The 19565-nt window shown below is 76.1% G+C and carries 17 protein-coding genes; 14 read left to right on the top strand and 3 right to left on the bottom strand.

Features of this window, described 5'->3' with window-relative positions:
• Positions 1-40 precede the first annotated feature (40 nt).
• From AB0G56_RS24765 to AB0G56_RS24710, 12 genes are all read left to right on the top strand, one after another.
• A complete protein-coding gene (locus tag AB0G56_RS24765; protein WP_360972815.1) occupies positions 41-1678 on the top strand; it encodes a carbamoyltransferase C-terminal domain-containing protein in 1638 nt (545 codons plus the stop codon).
• Positions 1675-2688: a glycosyltransferase gene (locus AB0G56_RS24760; protein ID WP_360972813.1), complete on the top strand. Its 1014-nt coding sequence runs from the start codon at positions 1675-1677 to the stop codon at positions 2686-2688. The genes AB0G56_RS24765 and AB0G56_RS24760 overlap by 4 nt, the downstream gene beginning before the upstream one ends.
• Positions 2685-3296, top strand: coding sequence for an HAD family hydrolase (locus AB0G56_RS24755; RefSeq protein WP_360972811.1), 612 nt, complete (start codon positions 2685-2687; stop codon positions 3294-3296). The genes AB0G56_RS24760 and AB0G56_RS24755 overlap by 4 nt, the downstream gene beginning before the upstream one ends.
• Positions 3293-4279, top strand: a complete 987-nt coding sequence (locus tag AB0G56_RS24750; protein ID WP_360972856.1) for a glycosyltransferase family 9 protein — start codon at positions 3293-3295, stop codon at positions 4277-4279. Before AB0G56_RS24755 ends, AB0G56_RS24750 begins: the two co-directional genes overlap by 4 nt.
• Positions 4276-5229 (top strand): glycosyltransferase, encoded by a 954-nt coding sequence (locus tag AB0G56_RS24745; protein ID WP_360972809.1) that lies wholly within the window; start codon positions 4276-4278, stop codon positions 5227-5229. Before AB0G56_RS24750 ends, AB0G56_RS24745 begins: the two co-directional genes overlap by 4 nt.
• Positions 5226-6449 (top strand): glycosyltransferase, encoded by a 1224-nt coding sequence (locus AB0G56_RS24740; RefSeq protein ID WP_360972807.1) that lies wholly within the window; start codon positions 5226-5228, stop codon positions 6447-6449. Before AB0G56_RS24745 ends, AB0G56_RS24740 begins: the two co-directional genes overlap by 4 nt.
• 48 nt (positions 6450-6497) lie before the next feature.
• Entirely contained in the window at positions 6498-7112 is a 615-nt protein-coding gene (locus tag AB0G56_RS24735; RefSeq protein WP_360972805.1) for an SIS domain-containing protein, read from the top strand.
• Position 7113: 1 nt separating this feature from the next.
• Positions 7114-8517, top strand: a complete 1404-nt coding sequence (rfaE2, locus tag AB0G56_RS24730) for a D-glycero-beta-D-manno-heptose 1-phosphate adenylyltransferase (protein WP_360972803.1) — start codon at positions 7114-7116, stop codon at positions 8515-8517.
• Complete coding sequence (locus tag AB0G56_RS24725) at positions 8514-9494, top strand: glycosyltransferase family 9 protein (RefSeq protein WP_360972801.1); 981 nt, start codon at positions 8514-8516, stop codon at positions 9492-9494. The genes rfaE2 and AB0G56_RS24725 overlap by 4 nt, the downstream gene beginning before the upstream one ends.
• 18 nt (positions 9495-9512) lie before the next feature.
• The gene (locus AB0G56_RS24720) at positions 9513-10439 is read left to right on the top strand and encodes a glycosyltransferase (protein ID WP_360972799.1); all 927 of its coding nucleotides are present in this window, start codon (positions 9513-9515) and stop codon (positions 10437-10439) included.
• Positions 10436-11332: a glycosyltransferase gene (locus AB0G56_RS24715; protein ID WP_360972797.1), complete on the top strand. Its 897-nt coding sequence runs from the start codon at positions 10436-10438 to the stop codon at positions 11330-11332. Before AB0G56_RS24720 ends, AB0G56_RS24715 begins: the two co-directional genes overlap by 4 nt.
• 80 nt (positions 11333-11412) lie before the next feature.
• Positions 11413-12264, top strand: a complete 852-nt coding sequence (locus AB0G56_RS24710; RefSeq protein ID WP_360972795.1) for a helix-turn-helix domain-containing protein — start codon at positions 11413-11415, stop codon at positions 12262-12264.
• 159 nt (positions 12265-12423) lie between these two features.
• Here the strand turns inward: AB0G56_RS24710 and AB0G56_RS24705 are convergent, their stop codons facing one another.
• The 3 genes from AB0G56_RS24705 to AB0G56_RS24695 all read right to left on the bottom strand — a co-directional run bounded on the left by AB0G56_RS24705 (position 12424) and on the right by AB0G56_RS24695 (position 14590).
• On the bottom strand, positions 12424-12735 hold the full coding sequence (locus AB0G56_RS24705) for a DUF3040 domain-containing protein (protein WP_360972793.1): 312 nt from the start codon (positions 12733-12735) through the stop codon (positions 12424-12426).
• Between the two features lie 65 nt (positions 12736-12800).
• Entirely contained in the window at positions 12801-13724 is a 924-nt protein-coding gene (locus AB0G56_RS24700; protein ID WP_360972791.1) for a polysaccharide pyruvyl transferase family protein, read from the bottom strand.
• Positions 13725-13846: 122 nt separating this feature from the next.
• Positions 13847-14590 carry an MgtC/SapB family protein gene (locus AB0G56_RS24695; protein WP_360972789.1) on the bottom strand — a complete coding sequence of 248 codons (744 nt, stop codon included), beginning with the start codon at positions 14588-14590 and terminating at the stop codon, positions 13847-13849.
• A gap of 126 nt (positions 14591-14716) precedes the next feature.
• On the opposite strand from AB0G56_RS24695, the gene AB0G56_RS24690 reads away from it, so the two are divergent.
• Positions 14717-15205, top strand: coding sequence for a TIGR03668 family PPOX class F420-dependent oxidoreductase (locus AB0G56_RS24690; protein WP_360972787.1), 489 nt, complete (start codon positions 14717-14719; stop codon positions 15203-15205).
• Between the two features lie 454 nt (positions 15206-15659).
• A complete protein-coding gene (locus tag AB0G56_RS24685) occupies positions 15660-19559 on the top strand; it encodes a polymorphic toxin-type HINT domain-containing protein (RefSeq protein ID WP_360972785.1) in 3900 nt (1299 codons plus the stop codon).
• The last annotated feature ends 6 nt before the right edge of the window (positions 19560-19565 follow it).

Raw genomic sequence — 19565 nt, 5'->3', positions numbered from 1 at the left:
CGCACGCAGGTCCCCGCCGCAACGGGACGGAGCCCACCTCATGCGCATCCTTGGAATCAACGCCCTGTTCCACGACCCCGCCGCCGCCCTCGTGGTCGACGGCCGCACGGTCGCGGCCGGCGAGGAGGAGCGCTTCAGCCGCCGCAAGCACGGCAAGCGCCCGGTGCCGTTCTCCGCGTGGGAACTGCCGGAACTCTCCGCGCGCTGGTGCCTCGAACACGCCGGGCTGCGCCCCGACGAGCTGGACGCCGTCACCTACTCCTTCGACCCGGCCCTCGCCCGGCCCGCCGCCGACCTGGGCCTGTCCGACCCGTGGGACCCGCTGCGCCTGGAGTACGCGCGACGCGCCCCCGAGTTCCTCGCCGAGGCACTGCCCGGCCTGGACCCCGCCAAGGTCGTGTTCGTGCCGCACCACATCGCGCACGCCGCCTCCGCCGGACCCGCCTCCCCGCACCCCGACAGCGCCGTCCTCGTCCTGGACGGCCGTGGCGAGGCCGCCTCCCACCTGGCGGGCCGCTTCCACGACGGCAAGCTCGACACGCTCGCCGCGCAGTCCCTGCCCGACTCCCTCGGCCTCCTCTACGAGGAACTCACCGCCCACCTCGGCTTCCTGCGCAGCAGCGACGAGTACAAGGTCATGGCCCTCGCCTCCTACGGCAAACCCCGCTTCCTGCCCCAGTTGCGGCAGTACGTCCACGCCACCGGCGACGGCGGCTTCCGCGCCCACGGCGTCGACTGGAGCACGCTCGCACCGCCGCGCGCGAAGGACGAGCCCTGGACCCAGGACCACGCCGACCTCGCGGCCAGCGGCCAGGCCGCCCTGGAGGAGGTCCTGCTCGAACTCGTGCACTGGCTGCACCGCGAGGCGGGCGGCGACGCCCTCGCCCTGGCCGGCGGCGTCGCCCTCAACTGCGTCGCCAACTCCAAGATCGCCGCGCGCGGCCCGTACCGGCACGTATGGGTGCAGCCCGCCGCCGGTGACGCCGGCACCGCGCTCGGCGGCGCCCTCTACCTGGCCGCGAGCGAGGGCGGCGCCCCCGCGCCGATGCCCGGCGCCGACCTCGGCCGCGGCTGGAGCGACGAGGAGCTGCGGGCCTGGCTGGAAGAGGCAGGCGTACCGTACGAGCGGCCCGAGGACATCGCCGAGGCGGTCGCGGAGGAACTGGCCCGCGACGGCGTCGTCGCCTGGTTCCAGGGCCGCAGCGAGTACGGCCCCCGCGCCCTCGGCCACCGCTCCCTGCTCGCCCACCCCGGCCGCGCCGAGAACCTGGAACGGCTCAACCGGGTCAAGGGCCGCGAGGAGTTCCGGCCGGTCGCGCCGATGGTCCTCGCCGAGCGCGCCCACGAACTCTTCCAAGGGCCGCTCCCCAGCCCGTACATGCTCTTCGTGCACGACGTCCACCGCGACTGGCGGGGCCGCATCCCCGCCGTGGTGCACGTCGACGGCACCGCCCGCATCCAGACCGTCGACGAGCGGCACGAGCCGCTGGTCGCCCGGATGCTGCGCGGCTTCGAACGCCGTACCGGACTGCCCGTCGTCGTCAACACCAGTCTCAACACCGCCGGCCGGCCCATGGTCGACGACCCGCGCGACGCGCTGGAGTGCTTCGGCTCGGCCCCCGTCGACCTGCTGGCCATCGGCCCGTACGCGGTGCGCAGGACAAGGGCGTACGCATGAACACCGCCGCCCGCGTCTCCTACGCCGTGGTCGTCCCCACGCTCGCCCGGGACACCCTGGCCGACTGCCTGGCCGCGCTCGCCGCGGCCCACGGGCCGCGACCGGAGGAGATCGTCCTCGTCGACGACCGGCCCGACCCCGAACCCGGCGCCCTGGAGCACGCGTTGACCGTCCTGGGCGACCTTCGGGCCCGCACCGCCGTGCTCACCAGCGGCGGCCGCGGCCCGGCCGCCGCCCGCAACACCGGACTGCGCGCCGTCACCGCCCCCTGGGTCGCCTTCCTCGACGACGACGTCCAGGTCGGCCCGCACTGGTGCGACCAGCTCACCGAGGACCTCGCCGAGGCGAGCCGTGACACCGCGGCCGTCCAGGGCGTCATCGCCGTGCCCCTGCCCGGCGAGCGGCGCCCCACCGACTGGGAGCGCAACACCGCGGGCCTCGCACGGGCCCGCTGGATCACCGCCGACATGGCGTACCGCACCGAGGCGCTCAAGCAGGTCGCCGGCTTCGACGAACGCTTCCGGCGCGCCTTCCGCGAGGACGCCGACCTCGCGCTGCGCGTCCTCGACGCCGGCTGGCGCATCCGCCAGGGCCGCCGCACCACCCGCCACCCCGTGCGCCCCGCCGACCGCTGGGTGTCGCTGCGCGCCCAGCGCGGCAACGCCGACGACGCGCTGATGCTGCGCCTGCACGGGCCCGACTGGTGGCACAGGGCGGTCGCCCCGCGCGGGCGCATCCGCACCCACCTCGCCGTCACCGCCGCGGGCGCCGCCGCCTGCGCGCTCGCCACGGCCGGGCGCCCCCGGCTCGCCGCGCTGGCCGCGTTCGGCTGGGCGGCCGGCACCGCCGAGTTCGCCCGCACCCGGATCGCGCCCGGACCGCGCACCCGGGACGAGGTGACCACCATGGCCGTCACCAGCGTCCTCATCCCGCCCGCCGCCACCTGGCACTGGATCGGCGGACGCTGGCGCCACCGCTCCGCCCCCGCCTGGCAGGAGGTGGCCCCGTGAACGCGGTCCGCGCCGTCCTGTTCGACCGCGACGGCACCCTCGTCGAGGACGTCCCCTACAACGGCGACCCCGACCGGGTCCGCCCGCTCCCGGGCGCCCGCGAGGCGGTGCGGCTGCTGCGGGAGCACTCCGTGGCGACCGGAGTCGTCACCAACCAGTCCGGCGTGGCCCGCGGCCTGATCACCGCTGCCGACCTCCGCCGCGTCAACGAGCGCGTCGACACGCTCCTCGGCCCCTTCGACGCGTGGGCCGTCTGCCCGCACGGCCCCGACGACGGCTGCCGCTGCCGCAAGCCGGAACCGGGCCTGATCCTTTGGGCGGCCGGACGGCTGTGCGCCGCCCCCGCCGACATCGTGGTCGTCGGCGACATCGGCAGCGACATGGAGGCCGCCCGCCGCGCCGGCGCCCGCGGCATCCTCGTCCCCACCCCCGTCACCCGCCCCGAGGAGACGGCCGCCGCCGACCACGTGGCCCCCGACCTGCTGACCGCCGTCCGCTGCCTGCTCGGCGGCCCGCTCCCACCGGCCCGCGGGCAGGACAGCCCCTGCCGCGCCCCGGCGGGCGAGGACGCCGGTGCCCGCCCGGAGCCGGGGCGGTGGCAGCGATGAAGGCGCTCGTCACCCGGCTCGACAGCTTCGGCGACGTGCTGCTCGCCGGGCCCGCCGTGCGAGCCGTCGCCGCGCGGGCCGAGCGGGTCACCCTGCTGTGCGGGCCGCGCGGCGAACCCGCCGCACGCCTGCTGCCCGGACTCGACGACATCCTCGTGTGGGACGCGCCCTGGGCCGGGTTCGAGCCGCCGCCCGTCGACCGGGCCGAGATCGACAAGCTCCTCGACGCCATCGACGCCGACACCGCGCTCGTCCTCACCTCCTTCCACCAGTCCCCGCTGCCCACCGCACTGCTGCTGCGGCTGGCCGGCGTACGGCACATCGCCGCCGACAGCGTGGACTACCCGGGCTCCCTGCTCGACGTACGCCACCGCCGCCTCCCGCACGCCCACGAGGCCGAGGCCGCCCTCGACCTCGCCGGGGCCGCCGGGTTCCCGCGCACCGACGACGGACGGCTGCGCGTGCTGCCACCGCCCCCGACCGCCCACCTCACCGGCCCGCGGCCCTACGTCGTCCTGCACCCGGGGGCGAGCGTGCCCGCCCGCGCCTGGAGCCCCGAGCGCTGCGGTGAGGCCGTACGGGAACTCACCGCCGCCGGGCACCGCGTGGTCGTCACCGGAGGCGGGGGAGAGAAGGACCTGACCGCGCACGTGGCCGGCCGGCACGGCCTCGACCTCGGGGGCCGGACCGCGGTCCCCGAACTGTCCGGCGTCCTGGCCCGGGCCCGCGCGGTCGTCACCGGCAACACCGGCCCCGCCCACCTCGCCGCCGCCGTCGGCACCCCCGTCGTTTCCCTGTTCGCCCCCGTCGTGCCCGCCGGACGCTGGCGCCCCTACGGCGTCCCGTACGTGCTGCTCGGCGACCAGAACGCCCCCTGCGCCGGCAGCCGCGCCCGCACCTGCCCGGTGCCGGGCCACCCCTGCCTGGAATCGGTGACCGCCACCGACGTGCTCGCCGCCGTGGAGAAGGTGATGAAGACGTGAGGATCCTCATCTGGCACGTGCACGGCTCCTGGACCACCGCGTTCGTCCAGGGCCCGCACACCTACGTCGTCCCCGTCACCCCCGACCGCGGCCCCGACGGCCTCGGCCGCGCCCGCACCTTCGACTGGCCGGACTCCGTCGTCGAACTGCCCCCCGAGCGGCTGCGGGACGCCGGCATCGACCTCGTGGTCCTCCAGCGCCCGCACGAGTACGGCCTCGTGAGGCGCCTGCTCGGCCGCACCCCGCCGATGGTGTACCTGGAGCACAACGCCCCCGACGGCGACGTGCCCGACACCCGGCACCCCGTCGCCGACCTGCCCCCCGGCATCCCGCTCGTCCACGTCACCCACTTCAACCGGCTGATGTGGGACGCGGGCCACGCGGAGACCGCGGTCCTCGAACACGGCATCGTCGACCCCGGCCCGCTGTGGACCGGCGAGGTGCCGCACGCGGCCGTCGTCGTCAACGAGCCCGTCCGACGCGGCCGTACCACCGGCACCGACCTGCTCCCCGCCTTCGCGCACGCCGCCCCCCTGGACGTCTACGGCATGCGGACCGACGGCCTCGCCGCCCACCTCGGCCTGCCACCCGACCGGTGCCGCACCCACGAACTCGTCCAGCGCGACCTGCACACGCAGATGGCCCGGCGCCGCCTCTACCTCCACCCCGTCCGCTGGACCTCCCTCGGCCTGTCCCTGCTGGAGGCGATGCACCTCGGCATGCCCGTGGTCGCCCTCGCCACCACCGAGGTCACCGAGGCGGTGCCGCCCGGCGCCGGAGTGGTCTCCAACCGGATCGACGTCCTGACCGACGCCGTACGGGACTTCGTCGCCGACCCGCAGCACGCCCGCGCGGCCGGCGAGGCGGCGCGCACCGCCGCGCTCGCCCGCTACGGACTGACCCGCTTCCTGGACGACTGGGAGCGGCTGCTGAAGGAGGTCACCCGATGAGGATCGCCATGGTGTCCGAGCACGCGAGCCCGCTCGCCGCGCTCGGCGGGGTCGACGCCGGTGGCCAGAACGTGTACGTCGCTCGCCTCAGCGAGGAGTTGGCGCGCCGCGGACACGACGTCACCGTCCACACCCGGCGCGACGACCCCGGCCTGCCCGACCGGGTGCCGCTGCCCGGCGGCGCCGTCGTCGAGCACGTACCGGCCGGGCCGCCCGAAGTCCTCCCCAAGGACGCCCTGTTCGCGCACATGCCGTCCTTCGGCGCCCACCTGGCCCACGTCTGGCGCCGTGAGCGGCCCGACGTCGTGCACGCCCACTTCTGGATGTCCGGCATGGCCTCCCTGCTCGGCGCGGGCCCGCACGGCGTCCCCGTCGTCCAGACCTTCCACGCGCTGGGCACCGTCAAGCGCCGGCACCAGGGCCGCGAGGACACCAGCCCGGCCGAACGCATCGGCATCGAACGGCAGATCGGCCGCACCTGCGACCGGGTCCTGGCCACCTGCTCCGACGAGGTACACGAACTCGCCGCCATGGGCATCTCCCCGCGCCAGGTCTCCGTCGTCCCCTGCGGCGTCGACTCCGCCCACTTCCACCCCGCCGCGGACCCCGCCACCGCGCCCGCCCCAGCCCGCGCGCACCGGCACCGGCTGCTCTCCTGCGGCCGGCTCGTCCGCCGCAAGGGATACGACCAGGCGATCCGCGCGCTCGCCCGGATCCCCGGCACCGAACTCCTCGTCGCGGGCGGCCCGCCACCCGCCCTGCTGCACACCGACCCCGAGGCCCGCAGGCTCCTCGGCGTGGCTGCCGAGGAAGGCGTCGGCGACCGGGTGCGGCTGCTCGGCGCCGTCGACCCGGCCCGCATGCCCGCGCTGATGCGCAGCGCCGACCTGGTGCTGTGCACACCGGCGTACGAGCCGTTCGGGATCGTGCCGCTGGAGGCGATGGCCTGCGCCGTGCCCGTCGTCGCCACCGACGTGGGCGGCCACCGCGACTCGGTCGCCGACCGGCGCACCGGCCGGCTCGTCCCCCAGGGCGACCCGGTCGCGGTCGCCGCCGCCGTACGCGACCTGCTCGGCAGCGACCGCACCCGCCGCCGCTACGGAACGGCGGGCCGCGAACGCGTGCTGCACCGCTTCACGTGGCGGCGCGTGGCAGACGGCGCCGAACAGGTCTACCGGCGGGTCACCGCCGAGCACGAGGTCAAGACGGAGGTCGCGTGATGGACCCGGCCGCCCCCGCACCGACCCCACGTTCCCGGAGGTGACGCCATGAGTGTCGGAACACCGGCCGTCCTCGGACACTGCGACGAACTCCTCGCCGCCCTCGGACAGTTCCGCGGCTCCGCGCACATCACCCAGCGCTGGGGCGAACGGCTCGCCGACGTCCTCGGCGGCGGCGGACGGCTGCTCGCCGCGGGCAACGGCGGCAGCGCCGCCCAGGCCCAGCACCTGACCGCCGAACTCGTCGGCCGCTACCGCGACGACCGCCCGCCGTACTCGGCGATCGCCCTGCACGCCGACACCTCCAGCACCACCGCCATCGCCAACGACTACGGCGTCGACGAGGTGTTCGCCCGCCAGGTGCGGGCCCACGGCCGGCCCGGCGACGTCCTCATGCTGCTGTCCACCAGCGGAGCCAGCGCCAACCTGTTGTCGGCGGCCGACGCGGGGCGCGCCGCGGGCCTGCGCGTGTGGGCGCTGACCGGCCCGGCGCCCAACCCGCTGAGCGCGGGCGGCGACGAGGCGCTCTGCGCGGCCGGGGCCTCCACGGCCACCGTGCAGGAACTCCACCTGGTCGCCGTGCACATGATCTGTGCCGCGTTCGACGCGGCCATCGAACGGGACACCGTCGAACGGGACGCCCTCGAAGGGGGCGGGAGGTGACATGACGGGCAAGGCACCCCTGGTCGTGGTCGGCGACGCCCTGCTGGACCGCGACCTCACCGGACACGCGGACCGGCTCGCGCCCGACGCGCCCGTACCGGTCGTCGCCGACTGCGCGGAGCGGGTACGGCCCGGCGGCGCCGCCCTCACGGCGTACCTCGCCGCCCGCGACGGCCGCGACGTCACCCTCGTCACCGGCCTGGACGACGGTCCGGCGGGCCGCGAGCTGCGCCGCCTGCTGGAACCCTGGCTGACCCTCGTCCCGCTCCCGATGAGCGGCGAGGTGCCGGAGAAGACCCGTGTCCTGGCCCAGGGCCGGCCGGTGGTCCGCCTCGACCACGGCTCGGGCCGCGCCGGGGACGCCACCGAGGAGGCCCGCGCGGTGCTCGCCGGCGCGTCCGCCGTCCTCGTCTCCGACTACGGCCGGGGCACCGCGGACGCCCTGCGGCCCGAACTGCTCAGGCGGCCCCCCGTCGTCTGGGACCCGCACCCCCGAGGCGGCCCGCCGGTACCGGGCACGCGCCTGGTCACCCCGGCCCGCTCGGAGGCCCGCACCTTCGCGGGGGCGCTGCGCGCGGCGGCCGAGGACGCGGACGACACCGGCGCCGGAGCCGGTCCCGGCGCCGGCGAACTGCGCGCCGTCGCGTACGAGGCGTCCGCTCTCGTACGGCACTGGCGGGTCGCCGCCGTCGCGGTCACCCTCGGCGCCCGCGGCGCCCTCCTGTCGTACGGCGAACACCCGCTGCTGGTGCCGGTCACGGCCGCCCACCACGGCGACCCGTGCGGCGCCGGGGACCGCTTCGCCGCCACGGCGGCCGGACTCCTCGCGGACGGAGCGCTCGTGGGTGAGGCCGTGGAGGGCGCCGTCACCGCGGCGACCGCCTTCGTCGGCGCCGGCGGGGCGGGCGGCCTGCTCGGCACCCCCGACGAGCGCGCCGTGCCGCCGGGCGACGACCCCGGCGACCTGGTCGCCCGGGTCCGCGCGACCGGCGGCACCGTCGTCGCCGCGGGCGGCTGCTTCGACCTGCTGCACGCGGGACACGTCGGCCTGCTCCAGGCCGCCCGGCGGATCGGCGACTGCCTCGTCGTCTGCGTCAACTCCGACGCGTCCGTACGGCGCCGCAAGGGCGACGGCCGGCCGGTCAACCCGCTCGCCGACCGCCTGCGCGTCCTGCGCGCCCTGGCCTGCGTCGACGCCGTGGCCGTGTTCGACGAGAACACCCCCGAACGCCTCCTCGCCGAACTCCGCCCCGACGTCTGGGTCAAGGGCGGCGACTACGCCGGGGCCGACCTGCCCGAGGCGGCCCTCCTCCAGGAGTGGGGCGGCCAGGCCGTCCTCCTGCCCTACCTCGACGGCCGCTCCTCGACCGCCCTGATGGCGAGGGCGGCGGAGGGAGCACGGTGAGCGGCTCCCGCGGAACCGGGGGAGGGGACACGCCCCGCCTCCTCGTCCTGCGCGCCCTCGGGCTCGGTGATCTGCTGGCCGGGGTGCCGGCGTTGCGCGCCCTGCGGCGGGCGTTTCCGCAGCACGAGACCGTGCTCGCCGCGCCGGAGGAACTGCGGGCCCTCGCCGAGGCGACGGGCGCGGTCGACCGGCTGCTGCCCGCCCGCGCGCCCGGGCGGGCCGTACCGCCCGCGCTCGACTGGACCGGGCCGCCGCCGGACGTCGCCGTCGACCTGCACGGCAACGGGCCGCCCAGCCACCGGCTGCTCGCCGCGCTCGGCCCTGGGCGGCTGTTCGCGTTCGCGCACCCGCGCACCCCCGGCATCGAGGGGCCGCCCTGGTACGCCGACGAGCACGAGCGGGACCGCTGGTGCCGGCTGCTGCGCTGGTACGGCGTGGCGGCCGACTCCGCCGACCTGCGGCTGCCCCGCCCCGCCGGGCCGTCCCCGGCCCCCGGCGCGCTCGTCGTGCACCCCGGCGCCGGATCACCCGCGCGCCAGTGGCCGCTCGACCGGTTCGCCCGCGTCGCCGAGGCGGTGCGCGCCCGCGGACACCGGGTCGTCGTCACCGGCGGCCCGGACGAGGGCGACCTCGTCGCCACGCTCGCCGAGCGGGCCCGGCTGCCCGACACGGACGTGTTCGGCGGCGGTCTGCCCCTCGGCCGGTTCTCCGCGCTGGTCGCCGGCGCCCGTGCCGTCCTCAGCGGCGACACCGGCATCGCCCACCTCGCCGTGGCCCACGCCACCCCGTCGGTGACCCTGTGCGGCCCCATTCCGCCCAGCCGCTGGGGTCCGCCCCGGGGCGACCCCCGCCATACCGCCCTGTGGCACGGCCCGGAGGGCGACCCGCACGGCCACCGCCCCGACCCCGCGCTGCTGAGGATCAGCACCGAAGAGGCCCTGGACGCCCTCGACGCGCTCCCCGAGCCGTCGCACTGACGAAGGACGGCCGGCACCATGGCACACGCACACGCACACGCACCCACGCACGGCCCCGTCGGCGTGGTCATCGCCACCCGCAACCGCTCCGCGAGCCTCGCCGTGACCCTGCGGCACCTGCTCGCCCTGCCCGAACGCCCCGAGATCGTCGTCGCCGACAACGCCTCCACCGACGGCACCCGCGCCCTGCTCGCCCGCGAGTTCCCCCAGGTACGCGTCCTGGCCCTGCCGTCCAACCGGGGCGCCCCGGCCCGCACCCACGGCGTCCGCGCCCTGCGCACCCCCTACGTGGCCTTCAGCGACGACGACTCCTGGTGGGCGCCGGGCGCGCTCACCGAGGCCGCCCGCCTCCTCGACGGCCACCCCCGGCTCGGGCTGCTCGCCGCCCGCACCCTCGTCGGCCCCGAGGAGGAACCCGACCCGCTCGACAAGGTGCTCGCCGACTCGCCCCTCGGCCCCGCCACCGACCTGCCCGGCACCCAGGTCCTCGGCTTCCTCGCCTGCGCCGGCGTCGCCCGCCGCACCGCCTACCTCGACGCCGGCGGTTTCCACCCGCTGCTCTTCTTCGGCGCCGAGGAGACCCTGCTCGCCTACGACCTCGCCGCCCGCGGCTGGGGCGTCACCCACTGCCCCGAGGTGGTCGCGCACCACCACCCGGCCCCGGCCCCCCGCACCGACCGCCCCGCCGTCGTACGCCGCAACGAACTCCTCACCGCCTGGCTGCGCCGCCCGCTGCCGCACGCCCTCGCCCGCACCCGTGACCTGGCCGCCGACGCCCGCCACGACCCGCACGCCCGGCGCGCCCTGGGCGAGGCCCTCGCCCGCCTGCCCGGCGCCCTGCGCGCCCGCCGCCCGCTGCCGCCCCACGTCGAACGCGCCGCCCGGATGCTGGACGCGGAGCCGGGCCACCGGCCGTCCCGCCCGGACCAGGGAGGCACCCCGTGACCGACCCCCGCACCACCGTCGTCGTCATCACCCACAACCGCCGCCCCGAACTCCTGCGCACCCTCGACCGGCTCGCCGAACTCCCCGAGCGGCCCGAAGTGATCGTCACCGACAACGGCTCCACCGACGGCACCGCCGCCGCCGTCGCCCGCCACCACCCGCGGGTACGGCTGCTGCGCCCCGGCCGCAACCTCGGCGCCGTCGGCCGCAACCTGGCCGTGCGCCGCGTCCGCACCCCCTACGTGGCCTTCTGCGACGACGACTCCTGGTGGGCGCCGGGCGCGCTCACCGGCGCCGCCGACCTGCTCGACCGGCACGCCGCACTCGGGTCCGTCACCGCACGCATCGTCGTCGAACCGGACGGGACGGAGGACCCGATCGTCGAGGAACTGCGCAACTCGCCCCTGCCCGCGCCCCGGTGGCTGCCCGGCCCGGCGCTGGGCTCCTTCCTGGCCGCGGCGACCGTGCTGCGCACCGACGCGTTCCGCCGCGCGGGCGGCTTCCACCCCCGGCTGTGGCTGGGCGGCGAGGAGGAACTGCTCGCCGCCGACCTGGCGGCGGACGGCTGGTGGCTGACGTACGCCGAGGAACTGACGATCCATCACCAGCCGTCGGCGGTACGTGACCCCACCCGCCGCCGCCGGGACGGCATCCGCAACACCCTGTGGTTCACCTGGCTGCGCCGGCCCCTGCGGCCCGCCCTGCGCCGCACCCTGCACCTGGCGCGCACCGTCCCCCGCGACGCCGCGTCCCTGGAGGCCTTCGCCGAGGCGGCCGGCGCCCTGCCGTGGATCCTGCGCGAGCGCCGCGTGCTCCCGCCCGAGGTGGAGCGGCGGCTCCGGCTCCTGGAGGACAGCCAGCGCCGCTCGAAGGCCCGCCGCTACACGGGCTGACGTGCACGACAGCGGCGGGGCCGCGCCTTCGCCTCCCGCGCGCTGCCCCTCCGCACTGCGCGTGCGCGACAATGGGAGCCATGACCACGGCGTTTGACCCCCGCGCCCTCGGGGCCTTCCTGAAGGCCCGCCGGGCCGAACTGGCACCGGACGAGTTCGGGCTGCCCGGGACGGACGGGCGCCGCAAGGTCGCGGGGCTGCGCCGCGAGGAGGTCGCCCGGATCGCCGCGATCAGCGTCGACTACTACACGCGCCTCGAACAGGGCCGCGTCCCCGCCTCCCCGTCCGTCCTCGCCACCCTGGCCCGCGCGCTGCGCCTGGACGACGACCAGCAGACGTACCTGTACCGGCTCGCGGGCAAGGCCGACGCCCGGCCGCGCGGACCGCGGCCGGCGCAGCGCGTGCGGCCCGCCATGCGGCGCCTGCTCGCCCAGCTCGCCGCGACCCCCGCCCTCGTCCTCGGCGACCGGCTGGACGTCCTGGCCTGGAACGCGGCGGCGGCGGCCCTGTTCACCGACTTCTCGCGGATACCGCCGCAGCGGCGCAACTACGTGTACCTGCTGTTCACCGACCCGGCCGTCCGGGACCTGCACCGCGAGTGGCCGCACGACGCCCGCGACGCGGTCGCCGCCCTGCGCATGGGCGCCGCCGCCCGGCCGGACGACCCCGAACTCGACCGGCTCGTCGGCGAACTCTGCGCCCGCGACGCCGACTTCCGCACCTGGTGGGCCGAACACCGCGTCACCACCGCGGCCTACGGCACCAAGCACTACCGGCACCGCGTGGCCGGTGACCTCACCCTCGACTGCGACACCTGGAACAGCCCGGACGGCTCGGGACAGCGTCTCATGGTCCTCACCGCCGAACCCGGCAGCCCGTCCCACGACGCGCTGCGCCTGCTCACCTCCGCCGCCCCCGCGAAAACCCCCTGACGAACCCCTGACGAAAACCCCTGGCGCGAAACTCCTCCGACGCAAATTCCGGGCGCCACCCCCTGACGCAACTCCGTGACCGGATCTCCCGGCTCCGTGACGAATCTCCCGGCTCCGTGGCCGAAGCGCCGGCCGCCGGACGGGTCTCGCCGCCGCGGCTCAGGCGGAGCGCGACCGCCCGCACCACAGCCGCAGCGCGGCGAACAGCGCCATGGGCCACACCGCGGCGAACGCCCAGATCACCCCCGGCTCGGCGGTGGCGGCGCCGGCCGCCAGCAGGGCCACGGCGACCGCCAGCAGCATGACGACGGTCCAGGTCCGCGGCGCGTAGGCCGCCACCCGGGTGGGGTCGGGGCGCCGGCGGCGCCGCGTGGCACTCAGCCGCCGGGCCAGCCGGCGGTCACGGTTCAGGGCGCGTTCTATCTCGTCCAGGATCCGCTGTTCGTGATCGGGAAGTCTGTTTGTCGACACTATTGCTCCTACGGGGACCGAGCTGCCTGCCGCGTCCCGTTCCGGGTGCCCGGGCGCCCCGCGGGTTAACCGTGCCGCGCCCCGGGCCGGCCCGCGTGCGGCACCCCCAGCACCGCCGGCAGCTCCCGCGCCCCGTCCTGCCCGGGCCCCGCCGCCCACTCGTCCCGCAACTGCCGCGCGGCCACCCGGCCCGACGTCAGGCACCAGCCCCACCACCGGTCCAGCTCGCCTGCCCCGGCCCCCTCCAGGCGTTCGGCCGGCACCAGCGCGGGCCAGCCGCAGGCACGGGCCTGGGCGCTCACCTTCGCGCCCCCGTCGACCGGGTCCACGGCCAGCGCGGGCGTGCCGGCGCGCAGCGCGAGCACCAGCCCGTGCAGCCGGTCGGTGACGACGAGGTCGAGGCGCAGCAGGACGGACTCCAGCTGGGCGGGGGTGGCGCACAGCCGCCAGTCGTGCCGGTCCAGGCGGGTCTCCAGCTCCAGGCGTGCGCAGTCCTTACCGGCCAGCCACGACGTCACCGCCTCGGCGACCGCGCCGTGCCGCCGCGCCGCGCCGTACTCGTGCTGCCCGTGCGTGAGGACCACGCCGACCACCGGCCGGGCGGGCAGGGCCGGGGCGCCGGCCGCCAGGTCCAGGGCGGGCCCGGCGGCCGGCGCGTCCCGGGCGAGCACGCGGTGGAAGCCGGTGACGGCCGGACTGTCCGGGTCGAGTACCGAGGTGCCCACCGCGATCCGCCCGCAGTGCGCGAACCGCCGGTGCAACTCCTCCACCTGCGGCCCGTGCAGCGGACCGCACACGAACACCAGGTACCCGTACCGCCGGGCCGTGACGTCCTCCAGGTGCAGCGCGTCCGGCCGGAAACCCGGGCTCCAGGCGACGTCGTAGGCGAGGCCCGCCCGGCGCAGCACGTCCTCCACCCGGTGCAACGCCAGGACGTCCCCGGCGGTCGCCTCCCCGTCCGGGAAACTGAACCAGCCGGTGAGCAGCACGCGTGATCCGTGGTGTTCCTGGTGCACAGTGCACCCCGGGTGCCCGCCCGGTCCGGCGCCATGCACGGCGCCGGCCCGACCGGGTGAGCGCGCCGCCCGCGGCGCCTGGCCGCCACGCCGTCCTACACGTCCTGCTCCTCGTCGTCCGTACCGAGGTTCAGCTCGACGTCGACGACCCCCTCGTCGTGGAACAGCTCCGACGCCAGCCGCCCGGCGTCGGCGGTGCCCTCCAGGCGCAGCAGGACGCGGGCCGCGGCGTCGGTGCGGCCCGGCAATCGGTCGGCCTTCACCTCCAGGATGCGAAAGCCCCGCCGGGTGCACGCCTCCAGCAGCCGCGGCAGCAGGGCCGTGCCCGTCAGATACGTCAGCCGCACCTCGACCATGCCGGGCACCGCGCCCCGGATGAGCCGGCGCGAGAGCCGGGGATAGCCGCGTACGACGAGGAAGTGCAGCACCGTCGTGGCCAGCGCCAGGATCGGCAGGCCGCCCCCGCAGGCCATGCCGACGGCACAGGTCAGCCAGACGGTGGCGGCGGTGGTCAGCCCGCGCACCGCGTCCCGCCGTACGAAGATCAGGCCGCCGCCGATGAAGCCGATGCCGGAGACGATCTGGGCGGCCACCCGGGACGGGTCGAAGGACACGTGGTCCAGGCCCAGCACGTTGGTGAACCCGTGCTGCGACACCTCCATCATCAGCGCGCTGGCGACGCCGACCAGGGTGTGGGTGCGCAGACCGGCGCTCTTCTGGTGCGCCTCCCGCTCCCAGCCGATCAGACTCGACAGCAGCAGCGCAAGGCCCAGCTCGGCGAGCTGGCGCAGCCCCTGTCCATTGGCCACGTCCCACAGCGGAACCGCGAGCCCCGGCATGCGTCTCCCTTCGTCGTCGTCCCCCAGGTCCTGCCGTCACCCCGCCGCCCATTGTGGGTCCGGCACGGTGCCAAGGGGGTACCCGGCCCGCGGACGCGCTCACGCACCGGGGAAGGAGGCACCCACGTGCCGCGGATGGAACCGCCGGAGGCCCGGCGCCGCTTCGCCGCCGCGCGCGTGGCCCGGCTGGCCACCGTGGACCCGGCGGGCCGCCCGCACCTGGTGCCCGTGGTGTTCGCCGTCCCGGACGGGCACACCGTCGTGACGGCCGTCGACCACAAGCCGAAGACCACCACCCGCCTGAAGCGGCTGCGCAACATCGCCGCCCACCCCTTCGTCTCCCTCCTCGCCGACGCCTACGACGAGGACTGGGCACGGCTGTGGTGGGTCCGTGCGGACGGCGTCGCCCGGATCCTGCCGCCCGGCGCACCGGACGAGCCGTCGGCCCCCGGGTCGCGGCGGGAGCGGCAGGAGGCCCTGGCGCTGCTGCAAAGCAGGTACCCGCAGTACGCCGACCACCCTCCGGACGGGGCGGTGGTCACGGTGCGCGTGAGGCGCTGGACGGGCTGGACGGCGAACTCGTCGGCGACCGACGGGGGTTGTCCGGCCAGGTGACGTTCGCTGTGAGTCGGATGTGCCGATGCTAAAGTCCCGGTAATGGCGTGCACTTGTCACACGCCGTCGAAACGGACGGGCGGAGTTCCATCCATGGGGGGAGTACGGACATGGAACGGCGCGGCAGGCCCGGGCGTACCGCATGACGGCCGCCGTCCCTGACGGCGCCGGGCGCTCCGTCCGTTCGCACGAGGACGACCGACGGTCCGCAGGGGTGACCGACCCCCTCTAGAAGGCTTCGCCGCCCACTGACGGCGTACGGCCCATCGGGCCGTGCGTTCGCCGGACCGCTGCCCTGCCCACCCTCTCCCCGGCACCGTGTGCGCGCCCCGCGGGCACGACCGGACGGCCGGCGGCGACGGCCGGCGGCCGGTCACGTCTGCGACCGGCCGTCCGCGGGCGGCCCTGCCCTTCGGACCGTTCGGCCCCCAGGTATCGATAAGGAGAAGAGGCATTGGCAACCCGATTCGGGGTCGTGCGGGTCCGGCGTGGTCTGGCGGCCACGCTGATGGCCCTGGCACTGCTGCTGGGTGTGCACATACACCCGGCGGCGGCGGCCGACGACGTGCCGGACTACAACAGGGCGGACGTCTTCGAGGCGTGGCGCTACGGTGGCCCCGGCGTGCGCAAGGCGGCCGAGGCCGCCCTGACGGGGTCGGACGAGGATGTCCAGACCTTCATGACGAAGGACCTGCCGGTCATCTGGGAAGAGGACCTGCGGGTCCAGGTCGCCCAGGTGATGGCCATCGGCGGTCCCGGAGTACGGGCGGCGGCCGACACCGCGCTGAGCGGCGGTGCGGACCAGCTGACGGAGTTCTTGAACTCGGGCTTCCAGGCGCCCTACGACGAGGACCTGCGGGTGCAGGTCGCGCAGATCATGGCGTACGGCGGTCCGGGGGTGAAGGCCGCGGCGGCCACGGCGCTGGACGGTTCGGCCGACGACTGGCAGGCGTTCATCGACAAGGGCCAGTTCCGTCCTCGTGAGGACGACAACCGCATCCAGGTCCTGCGGCTGATGTCGGCGGGCGGTCCGAACGTCAAGCAGGTCGCGCAGCAGGCGCTGGACGGGACGGCGGAGGACGTACAGGCGTTCCTGGACGACGGATGGCAGGTCGCCTCCGCCCGGGACCAGGAGACGCTGACCGTCTCCCAGCTGGCCGACCTGGCCGACCACGCGCAGAAGCAGGCCAAGGAGCTGACCGACAAGGCCAAGGAGGAGGCGGCCAAGGCGGCGGCGGCCACGCAGGCGGCCAAGGCCGCGGCGCAGGTGGCCGCGCAGGAGGCGCTGGAGGCCAAGTCGTCCGCCGGGAAGGCGGCGGCAGCCGCTTCGCGTGCGGCGGCCGCGGCGGACCGGGCGGCGCAGGCGGCCCGTACGGCGGTGTCGGCGGCCGCGGCGGCGAACCGGACGGCCCGGGAGGCCGCCAGCGCCGCGGCGCAGGCGGCGTACGCGGCCTCCCGTGCGGGCAGTGCGGCGTCCTCGGCGCGCTCGGCCGCCGCGGCGGCGGCCGGTGACGCCAACCGGGCGAAGCAGGCCCGCGAGGCGGCGGAGAACGCGCGCAAGGCCGCTTCGGGTGCGAAGAAGGCGGCGGACGCCGCCGACCAGGCGGGCATCGCCGCCGACAACGCGGCGAAGGCGGCCGGTGCCGCCGCGTCGGCCGGTGCGAACGCGGCCGCTGCCGCCGCCGCTGCCGCCGACGCGGGCCGGTGGGCCGGTGAGGCCGGTTCCAAGAGCACCGAGGCGCAGCAGGCGGCGGCGCGGGCCAAGCGGCTGGCCGACCAGGCCACCCGGGCGGCGGGCGCCGCGCAGGCCAACGCCAACCAGGCGGCGACGGCGGCACGTCAGTCGCGCGACGCGGCCAACGCCGCCGCCGCGCACGCCGAGGCCGCCGCGATCGCCGCGGACAAGGCCGCCGACGAGGCGGGCAAGGCGGTGGACGCCGCCAACGCCTCGACGCAGGCGGCGAACGAGGCCAGCAAGGCCGCCGACGACGCGCAGACCGCGGCCGACCAGGCGGCGACCGTGGCCGACCTGGCCCGCAAGGCGGACGCCGAGCGGCTGGCCGAGCAGCAGGACGAGGACGTCCTCGCCGCCCAGGAGGCGAACCAGGAGCACGAGGCGCAGGTCGCCCAGGCCGAGTGGGAGGCGGGCCGGGTCCAGAAACTGGACGCCGAGACCCGGCAGCTCGTGCAGGACGCCGCCGCCTCCACCGACCCGCAGGTCACGGCCGTCAAGGGCCGGCAGGCCGCGGTCAACCTGCTGGGCAACGGCGGCAGCTGGGTCGAGGACGCGGCCGAGACCGCGCTGGTGGGCACGGACGCGGACGTGGCCGAGTTCGTGCGCACCGGGCTGGACATCGCCCTGGAGCAGGACGACCGGGCGAGCGTGGCGCACATCGCCGAGACCAGCGACAAGCCGGCGCAGCGGCAGGCCGCGCTGGACGTGCTGGACAAGCCGGTCGACCAGGTGCGGGAGTGGCTGCGCACCCGCGCCTACCCGGGCAAGGAGGATGACGACCGGATCGCCGTCGGGCAGGTCATGGCCCAGGGCGGGCCGGGGGTGAAGGCCGCCGGCAGCAAGGCGCTGGACGGCACCGCCGCCGATCTCCAGGAGTTCCTGGAGACCGGCCAGTACAAGGCGCGTGAGGACGACGACCGGGTCGCCGTCTCCGAGGCGCTGGCGACCGGTGGGCCGGAGGTCCAGGCCGCCGCGCAGGCGGCGCTGTCCGGGCCGCCGGCCGGGCTGCGGTCCTTCCTCCAGGTGGGCCTGTACCGGGCGAAGCAGCGCGACGCCAACGCCGCGTCCCACATCGCGGAGATCAACACGCTGCTGAGTGCCGCCTACAAGTCGGCCGCGCTCGCCCACGCGGACGCCGCCGAGGCGCAGCGCGTGGCCGCTCTCGCCCGCAAGGACGCCACCAAGGCGGTGGAGTGGGCCGACAAGGCGAAGAAGTCCGCCGAGCAGGCCGACGGCTACGCGAAGCAGGCCGACAAGTCGGCCGACGACGCGGCGGCCTCCGCCTCCCGCGCCGCCGAGTCCGCGAAGACCGCCAGGAACGCGGCGGCCTCGGCCCAGAAGGACGCCCAGTCGGCCGCCCACTCCGCCCAGCAGGCGGAGCACTCCGCGACCGTCGCCGGTGGCTACGCCTACCAGGCGAGCATCTCCGCCTATCAGGCCGGGGTCTCGGCGGAAGCCGCGGGCAAGGACGCCGCCGCGGCGGCCAAGGCCTCGTCGGAGGCGATGAAGATCGCCGCGGACAAGCTCGTGGCGGAGCTGAAGGCGCAGGTCCAGGAGGAGTCCAAGGACCCGAGCAAGCCGCTCTCGGACGCGGAGATGAGGAAGACCCTCGAAAAGCGGATGTTCGAGTTCCGTCGGGAGCACGCGTTCAACGGCGACATCAAGCCGGGCGACACGCAGCTGGTCTGCGCCGGCGACGGTGCCGGTGGCATGAGCTGCATCACCAGCACCTATCTGGACCGTCTGATCTCCTGGTACGTGGGCCTGGACGAGATCGAGAAGTGCTTCGACAAGTTCGACTCCTCGTGCCTCAAGGACCTCGCCCTGAGCGCCCTGAAGCTCAAGCTGCTCAAGAAGGTCCCGTGCGCGAAGAACAGCTTCGTGCCGGGCACCCGCGTCCTGATGGCCGGCCGCCGGACCAAGCCCATCGAGGACGTCCGCGTAGGCGACCGCGTGGTGGCCACCGACCCGCTGACCGGGCGCACCCTGGACGAACCCGTCCAGGCCCTCATCGTCGGCCAGGGCAGCAAGAAGCTGGTCGACATCGGCGTCGCGGCACCGGGCACGGGCCGGACCGGTTCGCTGACCGCCACCGCCGGACACCCGTTCTGGGTGGGCGGCGCCGACCGGACCTGGCGCGACGCGGGCGATCTGCGGCCGGGCATGCCGCTGACCACGCCGGCCGGTGCGTCCGCCCCGGTCACCGCGGCGCGGACGCACGTCGAGGAGGACCAGCGCGTCCACAACCTGACGGTCGCCGGCCTGCACACCTACTACGTGCTGGCGGGCAGCACGCCGGTCCTCGTCCACAACAACCGGTGCCCCAACGGCCGTCTGTCGGACAAACTGCCCAAGGGCATGAGCAACGAGATCGCGGACGCCTACGACGCCTACAAGCGGGGCGAACTGGTCTCGCACGACACCTACCTCGGGCATGAGTGGCCGAAGTGGGCGGGTGCCAAGGAGTACCGGGTCCCGGGTGCGGGGGACAACGAGCGCATCCTGGTGAAGACGCTCCCCAACGGAACCGAGATCATCGGGTGGACCTCGACCCACTACAAGAAGATCCAGCGGTTCACCGCCCCGCACTTCCCCGACTGGGGGTGGACCAAGAAGTGAGCGACG

Origin of the sequence: Streptomyces sp. NPDC021356, from assembly GCF_040641015.1 — a bacterium.
Lineage (GTDB): Bacteria > Actinomycetota > Actinomycetes > Streptomycetales > Streptomycetaceae > Streptomyces.
Note: the sequence above shows the minus strand (reverse complement) of the source record. Positions and strands in the feature narration are given on the sequence as shown.